This window comes from Methylobacterium sp. P1-11 (genome assembly GCF_008329595.1).
Taxonomy (GTDB): Bacteria; Pseudomonadota; Alphaproteobacteria; order Rhizobiales; family Beijerinckiaceae; genus Methylobacterium.
Genome location: NZ_NPKS01000002.1, coordinates 149666 through 165978 on the forward strand (window position 1 = coordinate 149666; position 16313 = coordinate 165978).

Consider the following 16313-nt stretch of genomic DNA (forward strand, 5'->3'; position numbering starts at 1 on the left):
CCCTCACCGCTCGCTGCGGGGGCCGAGGGTGCTGTCCGCCGCCGCGGTGGCGGGCTTCGGGGCCGGGCCAGCCTTGTTCGGGCCGCCCTCCTGCCAGCGTCCCTGCGCCTTCAGCGCGTCGGCCACCTCGCGGGGCATGTAGGATTCGTCGTGCTTGGCCAGCACCGTGTCCGCGCGGAATTGCCCGCCCGGCTCCAGCACGCCCTCGGCGACCACGCCCTGCCCCTCGCGGAACAGATCCGGCAGCAGCCCCTTGTAATGGACCGCGACGGTCGCGTTCGTGTCGGTGACGGCGAAATCGACCGTCTGGTCCGGGCCGCGCTTGAGCGAGCCGTCCTTCACGAGGCCGCCGAGCCGCAGGCGCGTGCCCGGGGCGATGGCCTGCTGAGCGATGTCGGTCGGCGAACGGAAGAACACGATCGAGCCGCTCATGGCGAACAGGATCAGCCCCACGGCCAGCGCGAGTACGCTGCCGCAGGCGGCGATCAGGATCAGGCGGCGGCTCTTACGCGTCACGATACTTCCACCCCACGGTCCGGCGAGCGCAGACCTGCCCTGACCCGAACCGTTCTCATTCCAGCCTTCAGGGTGTCGGCTCCAGGCGCCCGCGGGTCAAGGGCAGGCGTCGGGACCGATTGTCGTACGGGCGGTCCAGCGGCGGCGACCATGTGGCGTCAGGGATTGGCCTTGCCGGGCAGATCCAGCTCGCGGGCCAAGCCGTCGAGCCGCGCCACCGCCTCGCCGTTGGCGGCCAGGGCCATCCGGGCGCGGTCGAGGGCTTTGACCGCCTGATCGCGCTCGCCCAGAGCGCTGTAGGAGCGCACGAGGCGCAGCCAATCGTCCGGCGTGCCGCCCCGCGCGGCGAGGCGCCGGTCGAGCCCGTCGACCATGCCGCGGATCGCCGCCTGCTGCTCCGCCTGCGGCATGGCGCGCATGGCCGCCATCGCGGTGTCCTTCTCGGCCGGCGCGGCCGGTCCGGCCTGTCCCGATTCGGTCGACCCGGGCGTTTCGCCCTCGCCGCCGAGACCGACGGCGCGGGCGCCCTGCTCCACCTGGGCGAGCCCCTGCGGATCACCCGCGAGGGCGATGCGGGCACGGGCCAGGGCGGAAGCGGCCTGATCGTGCTCGCCGAGCACGACCCGGGACCGGACCAGGCGCAGCCACTCGTCGGGGGTGCCGCCGCCGGCCTTGAGCCGGGCATCGAGCCCGTCGACCATGCCGCGGATCGCCGCCTGCTGCTCGGCGGGGAGCTTGGGCGCGGCCTGGGGCGTCGCGGGCGGCGGCGGCTCGCCCTTGAGGCGGGCGAGGCTCTGCTTGACCATGCCGAGCCAGGGCGCGTTCGGCGGGCTGGCGGCGTCGAGTTCGGTGAGCTGGCGGATCGCCTCACCGGTATCGCCGGCCTGCTCGGCCGCCCGGGCCAGATAGAAGCGGGGCTTGGGCGCGTTCGGATCCTTGGCCTGGGCCTTCTCGAACAGCGCCTTGGCCTCGGGCGAGACAGTGCCGTTGCCGGCCGCCGTGAGGGCCTCGGCCTGGTCGGCGAGGAGGTCGGGGGTCTCGCCCTTGATCCGCGCGATGTTCGCGTAGGCGCGCGCGGCATCATCGAAGCGGCCGGTGCGCATGTAGACCGGCGCCAGCACCGCCCAGCCGCGAGCATCGTTCGGATCGCGGGCGAGACGCGCCTCGATCTGCCCGACCGCCTTCATCAGCTCGTCGGCGCCCCCGCGGGCGGCCTGCCGGTCGGCCTCGGTCTGCGCCGGCACCTCTGGCGAGCCGTAGAGGCCGTAGGCGATCAGCGCCACGAGCGGGATGGTGGAGAGCGCGAAGGCCGAGGCAGCACGCCGCCGGCGCAGGCGCGGCTCGGCCGGGCGCGCGGCGTCGGCGAGGCCGGCATCCTCGGCCTCGCGCTGCGCCTCGCGGCTCGCCCGGAGCAGGCGGCGCGCCGCCTCGGCCTTGGCGGTCTCGGCCTCGTCCGGGGCGATCAGGCCGCGCTCCAGGTCGCGGTCGATCTCGGCGACCTGATCCTCGTAGAACGCCGTCTCGGTGGCGAGCCCGCTGCCGCCGACCTCGCCGGTCGGCACGGCGGCGCGCCGCGACATCGGCCAGAGCAGGCCGAGGACGGCCGCCGCGGTCATGGCCGCCAGGATGAACCAGATCGCCGTCATGGACCCTATCGCCAACGAGCCGGACCGGCCCGCCCCTCCCCGCGCCGGGGAGCCGGCAGCGTGACGCCACGACGCCTCCCGACGGCGGCACGGTGTCACGCAACTCTGTTGCGAAGACAAGGGCCTGGGCTCAGCCATGAGGCCGCGCCCGGCTTCCCGGCCCTGGCGCGGCCGCAGCGCCGAGGCTCAGTGGGTCGCAGTGCCGACCGGCAGGTCGCCCGGCACCTCGAGGACCGCCCGCAATCCGCCCAGCGCCGCCTGCTCCAGGGTGAAGCGCCCCCGGTACAGGGCGGCGAGATCGGCCACGATCGACAGGCCGAGGCCGGAGCCGGGCTTCGATTCGTCGAGGCGCCGCCCGCGGCCGAGCACGGCCTGGCGGGCCTCCGGCGGCAGGCCGGGACCGTCATCCTCGATGGCGACGACGAGGTGGGGATAATCGTTCTTGTTGACCGCCTCGGCGCGGATCGCCACGCGGCCGTGGGCCCATTTCGAGGCGTTGTCGACAAGGTTTCCGACCATCTCCTCGAAATCCTGACGCTCGCCGCGGAAGCGCAGGCCGGGGGGAACGTGGACGTCGTAGGCGATGTCCTTGTCCCGGTAGATCTTGCCGAAGGTGCGCACGAGGCCGGCCAAAGCCGGCTCGACCTCGGTCGAGGTGCCCAGCGTGCCTGCGAGCGCCGCGGCGCGGGCCCGGTCGAGGTGGTAATTGACCTGGTCGCGCATGACCGCGGCCTGCTCGCGGATCTTCTGCGCGAGCTCCTCCGGGGCATCGGAGGCGCCGACCTCGTTGACGATGATCGACAGCGGCGTCTTCAGGGCATGGGCGAGGTTGCCGACCTGGGTCCGGGCACGCTCCAGGATCTCGCGGTTGGTCTCGATCAGGAGGTTCACCTCGCCGGTGAGCGGGGCGATGTCGCGGGGATAGGTGCCGGTGATGCGGTCGGCCTCGCCCCGGCGCACGGCGCCCAGAGCCGCACGCATCTTCTTCAGCGGCGCGAGGCCGAACCGGATCTGCAGCAGGGTGGTGATCGCCAGCGACAGGCCGAGCAGGCCGAAGGTGATGGTCAGCGAGTTCCGGAACCGGTCGACGTCGTTGACGATCTCGTCGGCGGGACCCGCGACCCGGACCGTGTAGCGGCCCTCCTCACCGAGATCGACATCGCGCTCCATGATCCGCAGGAGCCGGCCGTCCTGGCCCTTGCCGTAGCCCTGGCGGATCTGCCCGACCCCGACTTTGCCGTCCGAATCGGTCGCGGGCGGGAGCGGCACGCCGACAAGGGAGCGGGAGGTCCGCACGTCGCGCGGCTTCGCGTCCGGCTTGCTGACCTGCCAGTACCAGCCCGACAGGGGCAGGTCGAAGCGCGGATCTCCGAGCGAGAAGGTCCGGCTCTCGGGATCGTTGGGCGAGACGAGGTCGGTGGCGAGGTTGTTGGCGAAGACGAGGAGCCGGCTGTCGAAGGCCCGCTCGGTGTTCTCGCGGTAGAGTGTCGTGAGGATCCAGGCCGCGATCAGCAGGATCGCGGAACTCGACAGGAACGCCGACACGGCGAGCCGCACCGCGATGGAGCGGCGGCGCAGGGAGAAGAGGCCGATGAGATCGATCATGGATGCGTCGGTCGCTCAGACGGGCGCCGCCGCATCGTAGACCACCGCGCCGCGCAACAGCGGGCGCGCCGTGCGGAAGAAGGCGCCGCGCTCGGCCCGGCAGCCGTCCCTGTCGCGGGTCACGGCGGCGTCGGCGGTGAGGATGCCCGACGGCAGGCCGACCCGCAGGGCCGCGTCGGTGGGGCGGGCGGCCGTCCTCACATCCGAGCCGGCGGCTGGTTGGGATCCACCAGATAGCCGAGGCCACGCACGGTCTGGATCAGGTCCACCGCGAGCTTCTTGCGCAGGCGCCCGACGAAGACCTCGATCGTGTTCGAATCCCGGTCGAAATCCTGGTCGTAGAGGTGCTCGGTGAGTTCGGCGCGGGACACGACCCGGCCGGTATGGTGCATCAGGTAGGAGAGCAGCCGGTATTCGTGGCTCGTCAGCTTCACCTGCGCGCCGTCGACGAAGACCTTGCCGGAGCGGGTGTCGAGGGTCACGGGCCCGCAGGCAATCTGGCTGGTGGCGTGGCCGGCGGCCCGGCGCAGCAGCGCACGCACCCGGGCCATCAACTCCTCCATGTGGAAGGGCTTGGTGACGTAATCGTCGGCGCCGGCATCGAAGCCGTCGACCTTGTCGGACCAGCGGTCGCGGGCGGTGAGGATGATCACCGGCGTCTTCACGCCGGCCCGGCGCCACTTCTGCAGCACCGTGACGCCGTCGGCCTTGGGCAGGCCCATGTCGAGGATGATGGCGTCGTAGGGCTCGCTCTCGCCGAGATAGCCGCCCTCCTCGCCATCATAGGCCTTGTCGGCGACGTAGCCCGCCTCCTCCAGCGCGGCCACGACCTGGCGGTTGATGTCCTTGTCATCCTCCACGACCAGCAGACGCACGGCTCACTCCCCTCCGAAACGGTCTCGGCGCCCGCTCAATATTGTCCTGCCACGCTGCCGGTGCGCGCATCGACGATCACGTGCACGAAATGCCCGTCCCGGCGCAAGGCGGTGAGCATGTAGACGAGGCCGTCCTCGTGACGGCAGAGGCTCGCCCGCTGGATCTCGGCCCGGGGGATCACCGTGCGGGCCGCGCGGATCGCCGCCACCGGCGGGATCACCCGCCGCTCGCCGACCTCCTCGCGCAGGTCGGCGGGGGACAGGCAGCTCTCGATCCGCAGCGGCGCCTGGCCGGACACCGCACCCGTCTGGGGGGCCGGCCCGTCATCGGCCATGGAGCCGAGGCCGCCTGCGGCGAGCGCCGCGGCGGTCAGGCTGATGGCGACGAGGGCGATGGCGTAGCGCATTGGCCGACGATGTGCGCCCAGTGCACTGAATGCGTCCTGAATACGTAGCCGTGGGTCGCCGCTCTCGGTTGCTGGCGGCGGGCCGGACGTTCCTTTCGCGGTTGACTCGGTGGCGCACGGCATCGTGCCGACATGACGGCCGAGGTGGCGCCCGGTTCCACGCCGCGAGCCGCTTCGCACAGGCGTGTCGGCCGCGCTCACGGCGACGGCACGGACCCGCAGGCCGCGGCGGCGCGGGCCGGCGGGATGGCCCCGCCGGGGCCCGCCGGCGCGGCCAATGCGGCGCCGCCGGACCCGAGGGTCCAGGCCCACCGCCCGAACGCACCGCCCTCGTGGACGGCGACCGTCATCGCCGCGGCCGCCGTCAGGGCCAGCCACGCCCGGTCGAGAACCCTGTTCCAGCGCAGGCGCATCTCACGCTCCCGTAACCAGCGTCCAGAGGGCCCGCAGAGCGGGCATATGCGCGGCGAGCCACGCGATCTGGTCCGAGAACCAGTGTGCGGCCGCCGCCGCGCCCACGAAGGCGAACACCGTCGCGTGCTTGAGCCGGCGCAGGTAGCGGCGCAGCGCCCGGCGCTCGAGATGCTCGTCGACCAGCTCGTCGAGGGCGGCGAGGCGCGGCTCGGTCTGGCGGGCGAACCACGCGTGCCAGACCGGCGGAAAGCGGTTCGTCCGGGGCCGCCCCCCGAGGACGACCCCGGGACCGGCCTCCCCCTCGGGGGGCACGACCGCGCCGGGCGTGGACCTGCGGGTTGCGGTGCGAAGGGGCTTCATGGCGTCGATCCCTGTCGTCCTTCCCCCCTGCACCGCCGGGGCGGTCCGGCGTCAGGCCCGGCGCTTGTCGGGCTCCCGCAGCTGCGTCAGCGCCGGGGCGAGGACGTTGGCGGCGCTCGCCTGCGGATCGAGGGGCAGCGCCCGGAAGATCCGCGCGGCCACGCCCTCGGGACCGCCCGCCGTCCGCACGACATGCGCCGGGGCCGTGGCGAGCACGTGCCGGGCGCCGGCCGCCACCACCGCGGCGCCGAGATCGGCGCTGACGGTCCGACCGCGGGCGGCGCCGGCGACGGCGTTCTGGCCGAACTCGGCCCCGGCGCGGATCGCGGCCTCGACCCGGTCGCGGGTGAGGACCGAGGCGGCCCAGGGCGCGACCCGGGCGACGCCGGCGGTGACGGCGGCGGCGGCAAGCGGCACGAGGATGGCCGTGACCGGCTGGAGCAGGCCGACCAGCCAGTCGCCCCACGGGATCGCGAGGCCCGGAGCCGAATCGGCGGCGCAGGCCGGATCGGCGAAGGCGGCGAGCGGCAGGCTCGTGCAGGCCAGGGCGAGGCCCGCCCGGATACGGTGCATCATCGTGGATCTCCGTGGCTGTGCGCGCGGCGAACCCGGCCGGCTCGGGAAGGCGTGGACCGGGGCGGGTCAGGACCGCCCCGGTCGAAGGGCCGGTGCCGTCTCGGAGGGGACGGACCGAAGGGCTTCGAGGGCCCGGCGGGCCCAGGCGAGGCGGCGCGCGGCCGCGACGATCCCGGGCCGCTCGTAGCGCCGCCAGACCGTCTCGGTGGCGGAAGCGAGGGTGGCCGCCGCCCGCAGGGCGGCGAGGGCCGGCGCCTCGGTGGTGCGCAGCTCAGCGCAGAGATAGCCGTAGCCGGCCTCGGGGTCGGCGGGATCGAGCCCGCGCGCCCGGCACCACGCCTCCATGGCGACGCGTCGCGGCCCGGTCCACTGAGCGAGCCCCCACCCGCCGCGAGAGTCCGGCACCGCGGGGGCGATCTCTTGGAGCCGGCGGAACCCGCCGGTCTCGTGGCCGAGATTGCCCAGGAGCCCGGCGGCCTGAACGTCGCTCAGGCCGAGGTCGCGCATCAGCCGCGGGCCGAGGCGACGGCAGGCGGCTGCGAAGGGCTCCTGGGTGGCCGGGGCGAGAGGCGGCATGGGCCTGGGCATGGGCGTGCTCCGAAAACTGGCCTCCCCGACCGCGCCGGGCTAAGGCGGCCCGCGCCGGGGGCGGTGCCGAGGGGGAAGCGTGGGACGCGGACAGAACCGGCCGCTCGTGTTCATCGGCGACTCGATCACCGCCGCCTGGGGCGCGGTGCGGGCCGAGACCTTCGCGCGCCACGGCTTCGTGGCCCGGGGCGTGCCGGGGGAGACGAGCGGGCAGATCCGGGCGCGCTTCCTGCGGGATGCGGCCGGCGCCCGCGGCGTGCATCTGATGTGCGGGATCAACGACATCGCGGAGATCGGCGGCCCGGTAACGGACCGGGCGATCGCCGGGAACATCATGGCCATGGGGCGGATGGCCTTCGCGGCCGGGCTGCCGCTCACGATCGGCGCCGTGATGCCGAGCGATTTCCGGGGCTGGCGCCCCGAGCTGCGGCCGGTGGCGCGGATCCGCGCCCTGAACCGGTGGCTGCGCGCCTACTGCGCGGCAGGCCCGGCCCGCCTGGTCGATTACGGTCCGCCGCTCGCGACCGACGAGGGAGCGCTCCGGCGGGAATTCACCGACGACGGCATCCACCTCAACCGGGCGGGCTACGCGGCCGTGGAGCCGGCGATGCTGCGGGCCCTCGGGGCCGTCCCGGAATGACAGCGGCCGCGGGGTCGGGCACTCACGCGCCCAGCGCCAGCCAGTAGGTCGGCACCGACCCGGCGCCCGCCACGGCACCGGCCGTCGCGCGGCGGGTGCGGAGCGTGAACCCGGTCGCCGCCACGTCGCTGACCTGCGCCCCGTGGAGCGCGTCGCCGGCGCCGGCGACCGGCTGCGCCCAGACGCCGAGGCAGCTCCCCGGGAAGGCGGTGCCGAACGCCACCGCGACATCCGCGTCGGCGGCGGTGACGAGCCCCCATTGCGCGATCAGGCCGCCGGGGAGTCGGACCGACCCGTTCGCGCCGAGCACCTGCGCGCCGATCGCGAGCGGTGTCCCGTCGGCGCGCTGGTAGTGGCGCACGCGCCAGCGGCCCGCCCCGTCCGAGGTGGCGATGCAGGTGTCGTCGGGGGCCGTGACGAGATCGGCCCGGGTCGGCAGCGCCAGCGCCTCGGGATCGTGGACCAGGGTCGCGGCGCCGGAGAAGCGCACGAACCGCTCCCGGTCGGCCGCGGGGCCGAAGCTCGCGATCCGCGCCGCGCCGGTGACGAGGACCCGCCGCGTGCCGGCCGCGCCGACGTCGGTGGTGGGAGCGGCCGCGAGCGCGGTCTCGGCCGAGGCGAAGTCGATCCCGCCGGTCCGCGCCGACGCCGTGAGCGCCGTGGTGAAGGCGGCCCCGTCGGGCGAGACCTTCAGGGTGAAGTCGTCGCTGCCGAGGGTGCCCAGCAGCGCCCGCGCCGCGTAGCCGGTCTCGAAGACCAGCGCGGCGTCGCGGGCGGCGGATTTCCGGTTGACGAAGACCCGCATGTCGCCGGTGCCCGGCGTGGCGTCGTCCCAGGTCAGGAGCGCGGAATCGGACTTCACCGCGAGACGGTTGGTGGCGTCGGCCGCCGTATTGATCCCGAGGCGGCCGACGCTCTGGAGCGCCGTCAGCGTTCGGCGGAGGCTCGTCCAGGCCGCGCCGTCGAAGACGTAGAGGTCGGCCTCGTCGATCAGCCAGGCGAGCCAGCCGGCCCGCGGCGCGGCGCCGGTCCAGACCCCGTCGGCGTAGCGCACCACCTGGCCCGCGAGCCCCGCCCAGGCCCCGCCGGGCTCGGCGGCGGCCACGAGGTAGCGGTCGCCCTCCGCGGGGCTCGGGGGCGGCGCGGCGAGGTCCTTGTCCAGGCAGGCGAGGTGAACGAGCGCGTCGAGGAGGGAGAGCGCCTCGTTGTGGGTGACGTGCTTCTGCGCCTGGCTGGCGGCGATCAGCGGCAGGCCGAGATGGGGCGTGGCGTCGGACATGGAGCAGCTCCTGGGCGGTCCGGTCGAGCGGTCAGGCCGAGCGGACGGGGATTCGGGCACGGCAGACGGGGCCGGCGACCAGACCGATCTGCGCCACCGCGACGTCGAGATGCGTCTGGGCCTCGCCGAAATCGGCCGCCTCGTCCGCGTAGAGACAGTGCTGCGCGGCGGATCGGAGGACGCGCAGGGCCGTGCCGGCCGCCGACAACACCGTCACGGCGTAGGCCTCTGGCTCGTCGAGCGGGATCTCGGCCGGTTCCCAGGCGTCGCCGTCGCGGCGGGCCCGGCGGATCCAGGAGAGCCGCACCCGCACCCCGTCCGCCGCGCGCCGCGCCCGCAGGTGGACCGGCCGCAGCGGCGTCAGCGCCGCGAGGCCGGCCGTGGCGGTGATCTCGGTAAAGGCCGGATCGGCCGGATCGCTGTCCGCCGGCCCGATCCGGTAGCGGAACGCGCGGCCGACCTCGTCGAGCCGCTCGACGAGGGGCGTCACGGCGCCGTCGTCGAGGCGCACGATCAGGCTCCCCGCCGGGCTGACGCGCCCCGCCGCCGCCTCGCTGCCCGCGAGGCCGCGCAGGAAACCGGACAGCCGGTAGGTGTCGGGGCCGGTCAGGACCGCGCGCGCGGCGCAGAGCAGCTCCACGGCCCCGTCGGCGCCGAGCAGGGCGAACAGGTTGCCCCCGGCCAGCATCGCCCCCTCCCCGATCGACGCGAGGGCCGCGCCGCGCCGCAGGATGACGTCGAGATGCACATCGCGCTGGATCCGCCAGAGCGGGCCGGCCGGCAGCGCCGACAGGGTGCGCCCGAGGCAGGCCGGATAGTCGACGATGCGGTGCAGGGCGAGCGGCCCGTCGCCCGCGGCGCGCCAGATCGCGACCGCGCCGGGCCAGGGCTCGGCCGCCACCGCGCAATACTGGAGGATCGTCGGGTCGCCGCGGTCGACCGGCAGGTCGAGGGCGAGGGCGAGCGGCGGTCCCGGAAACGTGGGCGGCGCCACCGCCGCCTGGGCCATCTGGCGGGGCAGCCCGCGCCCGGGCCCTCCCCGGGGCGGCACGCCGCTCGCCTCGATCCGGCGGCCCGTGGGCGCGTCGTCGATCCGGTCGATCCGACGCAGGACCGTGCCGCCGGGCACGTCCGCGGGCACCGCCAGGAGGTCGCCGGGCTCCAGCTCGACCCGGCGCGGGCTCAGAGTGAACACCGCGCTGTCGCGGGCCGCGATCAGCCGGTCGAGCAGCGCCTCGGCCAGCCCGTCGCCGGTCTCGCGGCGGGTGACGATCGCCGCCTCGATCCGGGCCTCCCGTCGCCGCAGGCCGGCGGGCCGCACGGCCGACGCCGTGGCGCGGCGGTAATCCGGGCTCTCGGCCTCGGTGATCCCGAGTTCCACGGAGCGCGGCAGGGCGCTCTCCTCGGCCCGGACCTGATGCAGGACCGGCCGGTCCTCGGACAGCCGGACGAGGTCGGCCTCGGCCAGCATCACGGGCCGATCCCGGCGCGGGCCGCGCAGGCGCAAAGTCCCGGCCACCGCCGAGACGTCGAGGCCGTAGACCTGCGCCAGGGTCTCGAGCGCGCCGCGCGCCGTGAGCGGCCGGTCGATCACGTAGCCGTCGAGATAGGCGGCGGCCTCCACGGAGACCGGCGCGTCGAATCCGAAATCCGCGAGGATCCTCAGGACCAGCAGGTCGAGGTCGCAGCCCTCGATCCGCCCGGTGATCCAATGGCCGACCCGCCAGTTGGCGTTGTCGGCCCAGACGCCCCGGACCGTCGGGAAGGCCGGGAAGGGCCGCGCGTCCCAGGCCCAGACGAAGATCCCGTCGGGATCGACCATGCGGCCGCCATAGACCGGCGAGACCGGGTTGTCGGCCTCCCGGAAGCCCGGCGCGGCCGGGTCGAACCGGGCGATCACCGCCTCCAGCCCGCGGAGCTGGATCAGCTCGTCCCGCAGGGCACGGGATTCCGGTGGGAAGGCGCTCTCGGACGATTTCGGGTCCGGGAAGACGTTGGGGCCGTTCGTGCCCTTGTCCACCGCCGGAACGCCGATCTCGGTGAGCCAGATCGGCTTTCCGGCCGGTACCCAGGCGGTGGTGCGGGTCTCGACGCCGCCGTCGCGCTCCACGTGCGGGTTCGACCACCACGCGACGAGGTCCTTCGGCCGGTAGAGCCAGGGCTTGCCGTAGGCCCCATCTTCGATCGGCCTGCGGTCCTGGACGGCGCGCCCGGCCGCGTCGGCGTAGTACCAGTCGAACCCCTCGCCAGAGGTGCCGCGCGCCTTGAGGTAGGCGCGCTCGGCGATGTCGCCCGTGACCGCGAGGTCGGCGTGGTCCGGCTCGTCGCGCCAGTCCGAGACCGGCGGGTACCAGTCGATCCCGACGGCGCCGATATTGGGATCGGCGAACAGGTCGTCGAGGGGGAAGCGCACCGTCGCGCCGCCTTCGCCGACTTGGGCTCCGTACTCGGTCCAGTCCGCCCCGTAGACCAGGGTGACCGCCGGGCCGAGGCGCTCGCGGAGTGCGGCGGCGAGGTCACGCAGGGCCCGCACCGCCGGGTAGCCGGCCTCGCCGCGCACCCGGGTGAGGCCGACGAGCTCGCTGCCAATCACGAAGGCCGCGAGTGGCGCGCCCGAGGCGGCCCAGCCGGCCGCGAGGTCGGCGTAGTGCAGGACGGCGTCGCGGTACCCGCCCGCGAAGAAGGCCGCGACCTGCGCGTCGGCCGCGGCGGTCCCGTCCGGACTTCCCGGGTGGCCGGGGGCGGGATCGCAGGTGATGCGGCCGCGCCAGGGATAGGCGGGCTGCGCGGCGCCGGGCGCGTGCGGGTCGGGCAGCGCGTTGCCGGCCGGCACGTCCATCATCACGAACGGGTAGAGCACCACCTCCAGGCCGCGGCGGACCAGCTCCACCACGAGCCGGGTCAGCCCGTCATCCGACGGCGTCCCGCCGTAGGACGGGCTGCCGTCCTGCAGGAGCGAGACGATCTCGGCCTCGGCGCGGCCGATCCCGGCGACGCGCCAGTCTGCCGGCAGGGCGCGCTTGCTGCGGCCCTCCACCTTTGGGACCACTCGGCACGACCCGGCCCGCAGATCCGACCCGAACCACGTCGCCACCACGGCGACCCGCCGCAGGTTCGGGCAGAGCGCCTGGAGCGCGTCCAGCGACGCGATCACATCGGTGGCGCGCTGGAGCTGGTGGCGGTTGGCGGCCTCGGTCCGGCCGAGGCCGAGATCGACGGTGACCCGGTCCGGATCGAGGCCGAATTCGCTCGCCCCGGGGATCAGGTCGACGGCGCGGACCCGGCCGCACAAGCCGTTGACCGGGCGGATCACCTCGAAGGCGAATTGCGGGACGCGGTTGCCGAAATCGGCGAGCGGCAGGGACTCGAACACCACGTAGGCGAGGCCGCGATAGGCCGGGGCGTTCTCAGGCCCCTCCTTGGCGACGATCAGCGGGTCGGGCGCCTGGTCCGGGCCGCCGGTATGGACCCGCAGGTTCAATCGGGCCTGGTCGATCTCCTTGCCGTCCGCCCAGATCCGGCGGACGCAGGCGATCTCGCCCTCGCACAGGCCGACCGCGAGATTGGCGAAATAGGCGTAGCGGGTGGTCACGGTCTTCTGGCCGCCCAGGCTCTTGGCCGGAGCGGCGGCGCGCGCCACCGCAGTGTTGGCAACCTCCAGCGGGCGCGTCGCCCAGATCAGGGTGCCGCCGATCCGGGCGCGGCCGTAGACGCGGGGGACCGGGTCGCCCTCGGTAGAAGTGAGCCCGCTGACGTCGGCGAGCCGCGGCCCCTCGACGAAGCGGGTGTGCCGCCCGGAGCCGAACAGCGCGCCGCCGAGCGCCGCGCCCGCCACGGATCCGAGCGCCCGCCCGAGCATGCCCCCGATCGGGCCGCCCAGCGCGGTGCCCAGGGCCGCGCCGGCCGAGGACAGGATCAGCGTCGCCATGGCGGGGCTCCGGGGCAGTCCGATGCGGATCTCGGGTGGGCTTCATCGGGCGAGCCGACGCATCGGGCTCTCGGTGGCGCTGCGCCATCCCTGTTCAGGATCGCCGCGACCGCTGGGGGCTCGGAGAAGCTGAAGCCGCGCGGACCCTGGGACCTCCGCGAGCCCGCGTGTCGGATCCGGGGCGCGGCGCGATCCATCTGTTCGGCATCGACCCGCCCGTCGCGGCGACCGCAACGCGGGCAGCGCGGGGTCAAGGATCGAACGCCGCGACGTCCTGGAGGCATCAACCGTCCAGAGCCCGTCCCTCAATCAGGAACGAACCCGGTCGGAGTTTTCCGGAAGCGGGTGTCACCGACCCCGTAGCCGCGGCCGCCCCGCTCCCACCGGACGACATAACCGTCCGACGTCGGATAGCCGCAGATCAGACGCATCCATGGCAGGCGCTCCTGCCCGGGACCAATGACATCCGTTCTGAGGAACGGCTCGCCGGGATCCGCCATGCGCCCTGGCAACGCCCTCGCTATTCCGGCGGGAAGCTCGGCCTGCTTTCGGGCGATCCGAGCGTCCGAAGAGCCGCATCGAATTGCGGGATCCACCGGCCGGGCATGCGCCGCGATCGAAGACAGCGCAGGGATGAGCCAGAGCAGGATTGGCTTGAGGCAGATCCGCATATCGACCCACGGGATCAGGGCACCATCCATCGGCCGCGCCTTCTCGCAGCCTGGGCGCCCTCCTCCCAGGCCTGCTGACGCGGCCGCCCCAAGCTAGACGTGAAGTCGGAACCTGTCTCGTCCGCGAAGCCCGGCGGCGCGTGGTGCCGTCGATTGGCGACGACCGACGAATCCTGCTCCGGACCCTCCGCAAATCCGGCCACCTCCGGAAACCGGAACACCCCCGCCAGGTGCCGCCGCCACCACGCGGTCAGCGCCACCTCGGCGACCACCGCGCCGTCGTGGGCATGAATCATCGCGCCGTCGCCGGTGGCGATGGCGCAGTGCCGGGCCGGCAGGTGGCGGCGGAAGGCGAAGAGCAGCACGTCGCCCGCGCGCGGCGCGCAGGCCGCGGGCGCATCGGGCGCCGGCACGAGATGGCGCGCCGCCGCCGCGGTGAGCGGGTCCGTGCCGGGGGCGGCCGATTCCGCCCAGGTGGCGCTGTAGGGCGGCGCGGCCTCGGGCTCGGCGCCGTAGAGCCCGCGCCAGACCCCGCGCAAGAGCCCGAGGCAGTCGCAGCCGACGCCGCGGAGTGAGGCCTGATGCCGGTAGGGCGTGCCCAGCCACAGCCGCGCCTCGCCGAGCGCCGCCGCGCCGATAGCCCGCCGCATCGCGCTCATCGGAACAGGCTCCCGCCGTCGAGGACGTGGTCGGACCCCGGCACCGCCCGCATCACCGCGTCGTTGCCGGGCATGTGCGGGAAGCCCTGGAAATTGGCCGCATTGGCGAAGCGATCGCGACAGGTGGCGAGGCGCTTGTCGCACCCGGCCGTGAGGCTGAACCGGTCGCCGGCGGCGACCGGCCGGGGCGGCACGGTCCAGAGCTCGATCAGCGGCCCGAGCTGGAGGCGCACATCGGCCGCGAGCCCGGCATTGGCGCCCGCCATCCAGGTGAGCCGCCCGCCGGTGAACAGGCCGTCCGCGAAGGAACCGGCGAGCGTCGCCGCGGGCGTGGCCGGCTCCGGCACGCCGGTCACCCGGCCGGTGATCGCCCACGCGGCGCGGTCCACCCGGCAGCGCCCGTCCCCGAGATCGGCGCCGCAGGTTGCCCGGTAGGTGCGCCCCCGCTCGGCCCCGAGCCGGTGCGCGAGGCCGCGCAGCTCCGCCACGAAGGCGTCCCCGTCCCGGCGCACCTCGCCGATCGTGGCGACGTCGAGGAGCAGCCGGGTCTCGGGCGCGGTCCAGTCGACCAGCCAGGTCTCCACCGCGGCGCCGTCGTAGAGGCCGCCGGCGATGTCCGCCTCGGTGAGGCCGAGGCTGCTCAGCGCCCCGGCTACGTCGCCGCCGGAGACCGCGAAGCCCAGCTCGGCGCTGGCCTCGGCCGCCTCGAGCCCGGTGCGGGCGGCGTGGACGAGGCCCGCGACGGTCAGGTCGCGGTCGTGGTCGGTGAAGCCGAGGGCGAGCCCGTCCGGCCGCCGCAGGGACCAGCAGCGACACAGCGTGGTCACGCCGCCCGCGAGATGGGCCGCGAAGGCCTCGGGGATGTCGCGCATGGCATTCCGCCTCCTCAGGGCACGATCTCGACCAGGGGCACCTTCGGGATCTCTCCGGCCGTGAAGGCGGCGAGATCGATGGTCAGCGCGTCGGTGTCGAAGCGGACCGGCACGTCGAAGGCGAAGCCCGCTGTCACGGCGGCGCCCCGGGGCGGCGCCTGGCCGGATGCGAAGATGACGAGGCCGGTGGTCGGGTCGCACGCAAAGGCGCCGGGTTCGATCTCCCGGCCAGCAACGGCCACCCGGACGCTGCCCGCCACCGGCTTGGCGATCCGGCGGCGATAAGGGGCGAAGCCGGCGCCATAGGTCTTCATCAACGGGAAGGCGGTCGTGGTGCCGTCGCCGGTGCCGAGGGGCTGATCGAGGGGCCCGATCGGCCGGCCGGGCGGCCCGGAGCGGCCGTCGACCCGGTCACGGAACCGGAAGCCGTAGAGCCGCCCGCGCCGCTCCTCGAAGAAGGCCAGCACCGCGTGCAGGGCGTCGAGGCCGCGCATCCCGAACCCGGCGTCGTAGCGGCGGCGGGAATCGGCCCAGCGGCCGTTCCGGTGCTCCCGACCCGAGGCCAGGGTCACGATCTCGGTGAGCCGCTGCGGACCGCCGCCGGCACGCAGGGACACGTCGAGGGGGAACAGCACCTCGTGGAAGTCATCGGCCATGGCACACTCGGTGGTTGGATCGAGGCGGCAGCGGACAGGCTCACGTCGCCCGCTGGCCGCGCGCCACCGCCCGAGCGAGGCTCGCGGTCACCTGTGCCTCGGAGCGGCGGAAAGCCCCCGGATCCGGGGTCGCGATGTTGACGGTCACGGAGACCGGCCGGGCCGAGGCGCCGCCCGCGGCGACGCCGAGGCGGCCGTCCGGCCCGCGGCCGAGGGGCAGGATCGCCTCCGGCCCGGCCTCGCCCATGAGGCCGGTGCCGCCCGCCATGGGAAAGTAGGTCGGCGCGGCCACGACTCCGCCGGCGGCGAAGGGCTGGACGCGGCCGCCTCGGAACACGCCGCCCCGGGCGAAGCCGGTCTCCGAGCCCGAGCCCAGTATCGCGCCGATGAGGCCCGCGACCCCCGACTGGATCGGCCCGGCCGCCGCCCGCGTCGCCACGCCGGCGAGGCGCGCCCCGATCGTGCCGAGCACGCCGTCGAGGCTGCGTCCGGACGCGGCCCCGCGGGTCAGCGCGGTGTCGAGGCTGCGGCCGAAACTCTGCGCCAGCCGGTCCAGGGTCTCGAGCTGCCGGATCCGGTCGTCGGCCTGCGGGTCGGTCTCGCTCTCGGCCATGACGATGC

At 74.7% G+C, this 16313-nt stretch carries 17 protein-coding genes and 1 pseudogene; 1 reads left to right on the forward strand and 17 read right to left on the reverse strand.

The window, feature by feature from the left end:
* Positions 1-3: 3 nt before the first annotated feature.
* From ccmE to CIW48_RS02895, 10 genes are all read right to left on the reverse strand, one after another.
* Positions 4-516 carry a cytochrome c maturation protein CcmE gene (gene ccmE / locus CIW48_RS02850; RefSeq protein WP_149308874.1) on the reverse strand — a complete coding sequence of 171 codons (513 nt, stop codon included), beginning with the start codon at positions 514-516 and terminating at the stop codon, positions 4-6.
* A gap of 158 nt (positions 517-674) precedes the next feature.
* On the reverse strand, positions 675-2162 hold the full coding sequence (ccmI, locus tag CIW48_RS02855; RefSeq protein ID WP_149308876.1) for a c-type cytochrome biogenesis protein CcmI: 1488 nt from the start codon (positions 2160-2162) through the stop codon (positions 675-677).
* 186 nt (positions 2163-2348) lie between these two features.
* Entirely contained in the window at positions 2349-3767 is a 1419-nt protein-coding gene (locus CIW48_RS02860) for a sensor histidine kinase (protein WP_149308878.1), read from the reverse strand.
* Between the two features lie 15 nt (positions 3768-3782).
* Positions 3783-3968 carry a hypothetical protein gene (locus tag CIW48_RS02865; protein ID WP_246695102.1) on the reverse strand — a complete coding sequence of 62 codons (186 nt, stop codon included), beginning with the start codon at positions 3966-3968 and terminating at the stop codon, positions 3783-3785.
* Entirely contained in the window at positions 3965-4642 is a 678-nt protein-coding gene (locus tag CIW48_RS02870) for a response regulator transcription factor (RefSeq protein ID WP_012321897.1), read from the reverse strand. The genes CIW48_RS02865 and CIW48_RS02870 overlap by 4 nt, the downstream gene beginning before the upstream one ends.
* 35 nt (positions 4643-4677) lie before the next feature.
* On the reverse strand, positions 4678-5049 hold the full coding sequence (locus CIW48_RS02875) for a PepSY domain-containing protein (protein WP_149308880.1): 372 nt from the start codon (positions 5047-5049) through the stop codon (positions 4678-4680).
* 197 nt (positions 5050-5246) lie between these two features.
* Complete coding sequence (locus CIW48_RS02880; protein ID WP_149308882.1) at positions 5247-5462, reverse strand: hypothetical protein; 216 nt, start codon at positions 5460-5462, stop codon at positions 5247-5249.
* 1 nt (position 5463) lies between these two features.
* A complete protein-coding gene (locus CIW48_RS02885) occupies positions 5464-5823 on the reverse strand; it encodes a hypothetical protein (protein ID WP_149308884.1) in 360 nt (119 codons plus the stop codon).
* 51 nt (positions 5824-5874) lie between these two features.
* A complete protein-coding gene (locus CIW48_RS02890) occupies positions 5875-6399 on the reverse strand; it encodes a hypothetical protein (protein ID WP_149308886.1) in 525 nt (174 codons plus the stop codon).
* Between the two features lie 66 nt (positions 6400-6465).
* A complete protein-coding gene (locus tag CIW48_RS02895; protein WP_246695103.1) occupies positions 6466-6987 on the reverse strand; it encodes a phage tail tip lysozyme in 522 nt (173 codons plus the stop codon).
* Positions 6988-7066: 79 nt separating this feature from the next.
* Between CIW48_RS02895 and CIW48_RS02900 the strand changes: the two genes are divergently transcribed.
* Positions 7067-7627: a GDSL-type esterase/lipase family protein gene (locus CIW48_RS02900; RefSeq protein ID WP_246695104.1), complete on the forward strand. Its 561-nt coding sequence runs from the start codon at positions 7067-7069 to the stop codon at positions 7625-7627.
* A 22-nt stretch (positions 7628-7649) separates the two neighbouring features.
* Here CIW48_RS02900 and CIW48_RS02905 read toward each other — a convergent pair whose 3' ends face one another.
* The 7 genes and pseudogenes from CIW48_RS02905 to CIW48_RS02935 form a co-directional block, all read right to left on the reverse strand.
* The gene (locus CIW48_RS02905; protein ID WP_149308888.1) at positions 7650-8906 is read right to left on the reverse strand and encodes a DUF2793 domain-containing protein; all 1257 of its coding nucleotides are present in this window, start codon (positions 8904-8906) and stop codon (positions 7650-7652) included.
* Positions 8907-8937: 31 nt separating this feature from the next.
* Positions 8938-12834, reverse strand: coding sequence for a glycoside hydrolase/phage tail family protein (locus tag CIW48_RS02910; protein ID WP_149308890.1), 3897 nt, complete (start codon positions 12832-12834; stop codon positions 8938-8940).
* 305 nt (positions 12835-13139) lie between these two features.
* Entirely contained in the window at positions 13140-13535 is a 396-nt protein-coding gene (locus CIW48_RS02915; RefSeq protein WP_149308892.1) for a hypothetical protein, read from the reverse strand.
* Positions 13536-13708: 173 nt separating this feature from the next.
* A pseudogene (locus CIW48_RS02920) lies at positions 13709-14164 on the reverse strand (NlpC/P60 family protein); the annotation flags it as partial.
* Positions 14161-15036, reverse strand: a complete 876-nt coding sequence (locus CIW48_RS02925; protein WP_149308894.1) for a DUF2163 domain-containing protein — start codon at positions 15034-15036, stop codon at positions 14161-14163. The pseudogene CIW48_RS02920 and the gene CIW48_RS02925, both read right to left, overlap by 4 nt.
* 14 nt (positions 15037-15050) lie before the next feature.
* A complete protein-coding gene (locus CIW48_RS02930; RefSeq protein WP_149308896.1) occupies positions 15051-15692 on the reverse strand; it encodes a DUF2460 domain-containing protein in 642 nt (213 codons plus the stop codon).
* Between the two features lie 40 nt (positions 15693-15732).
* Positions 15733-16305 carry a phage tail tape measure protein gene (locus CIW48_RS02935; protein ID WP_149308898.1) on the reverse strand — a complete coding sequence of 191 codons (573 nt, stop codon included), beginning with the start codon at positions 16303-16305 and terminating at the stop codon, positions 15733-15735.
* Positions 16306-16313: the final 8 nt, after the last annotated feature.

Bases quoted from the DNA above. Each gene is read 5' to 3' on its own strand.
- ccmI (WP_149308876.1), bottom strand. From the start codon at position 2,162: ATGACGGCGATCTGGTTCATCCTGGCGGCCATGACCGCGGCGGCCGTC.
- CIW48_RS02860 (WP_149308878.1), bottom strand. From the start codon at position 3,767: ATGATCGATCTCATCGGCCTCTTCTCCCTGCGCCGCCGCTCCATCGCG.
- CIW48_RS02875 (WP_149308880.1), bottom strand. From the start codon at position 5,049: ATGCGCTACGCCATCGCCCTCGTCGCCATCAGCCTGACCGCCGCGGCG.
- CIW48_RS02880 (WP_149308882.1), bottom strand. From the start codon at position 5,462: ATGCGCCTGCGCTGGAACAGGGTTCTCGACCGGGCGTGGCTGGCCCTG.
- CIW48_RS02885 (WP_149308884.1), bottom strand. From the start codon at position 5,823: ATGAAGCCCCTTCGCACCGCAACCCGCAGGTCCACGCCCGGCGCGGTC.
- CIW48_RS02890 (WP_149308886.1), bottom strand. From the start codon at position 6,399: ATGATGCACCGTATCCGGGCGGGCCTCGCCCTGGCCTGCACGAGCCTG.
- CIW48_RS02895 (WP_246695103.1), bottom strand. From the start codon at position 6,987: ATGCCCAGGCCCATGCCGCCTCTCGCCCCGGCCACCCAGGAGCCCTTC.
- CIW48_RS02905 (WP_149308888.1), bottom strand. From the start codon at position 8,906: ATGTCCGACGCCACGCCCCATCTCGGCCTGCCGCTGATCGCCGCCAGC.
- CIW48_RS02910 (WP_149308890.1), bottom strand. From the start codon at position 12,834: ATGGCGACGCTGATCCTGTCCTCGGCCGGCGCGGCCCTGGGCACCGCG.
- CIW48_RS02915 (WP_149308892.1), bottom strand. From the start codon at position 13,535: ATGGATGGTGCCCTGATCCCGTGGGTCGATATGCGGATCTGCCTCAAG.
- CIW48_RS02925 (WP_149308894.1), bottom strand. From the start codon at position 15,036: ATGCGCGACATCCCCGAGGCCTTCGCGGCCCATCTCGCGGGCGGCGTG.
- CIW48_RS02930 (WP_149308896.1), bottom strand. From the start codon at position 15,692: ATGGCCGATGACTTCCACGAGGTGCTGTTCCCCCTCGACGTGTCCCTG.
- CIW48_RS02935 (WP_149308898.1), bottom strand. From the start codon at position 16,305: ATGGCCGAGAGCGAGACCGACCCGCAGGCCGACGACCGGATCCGGCAG.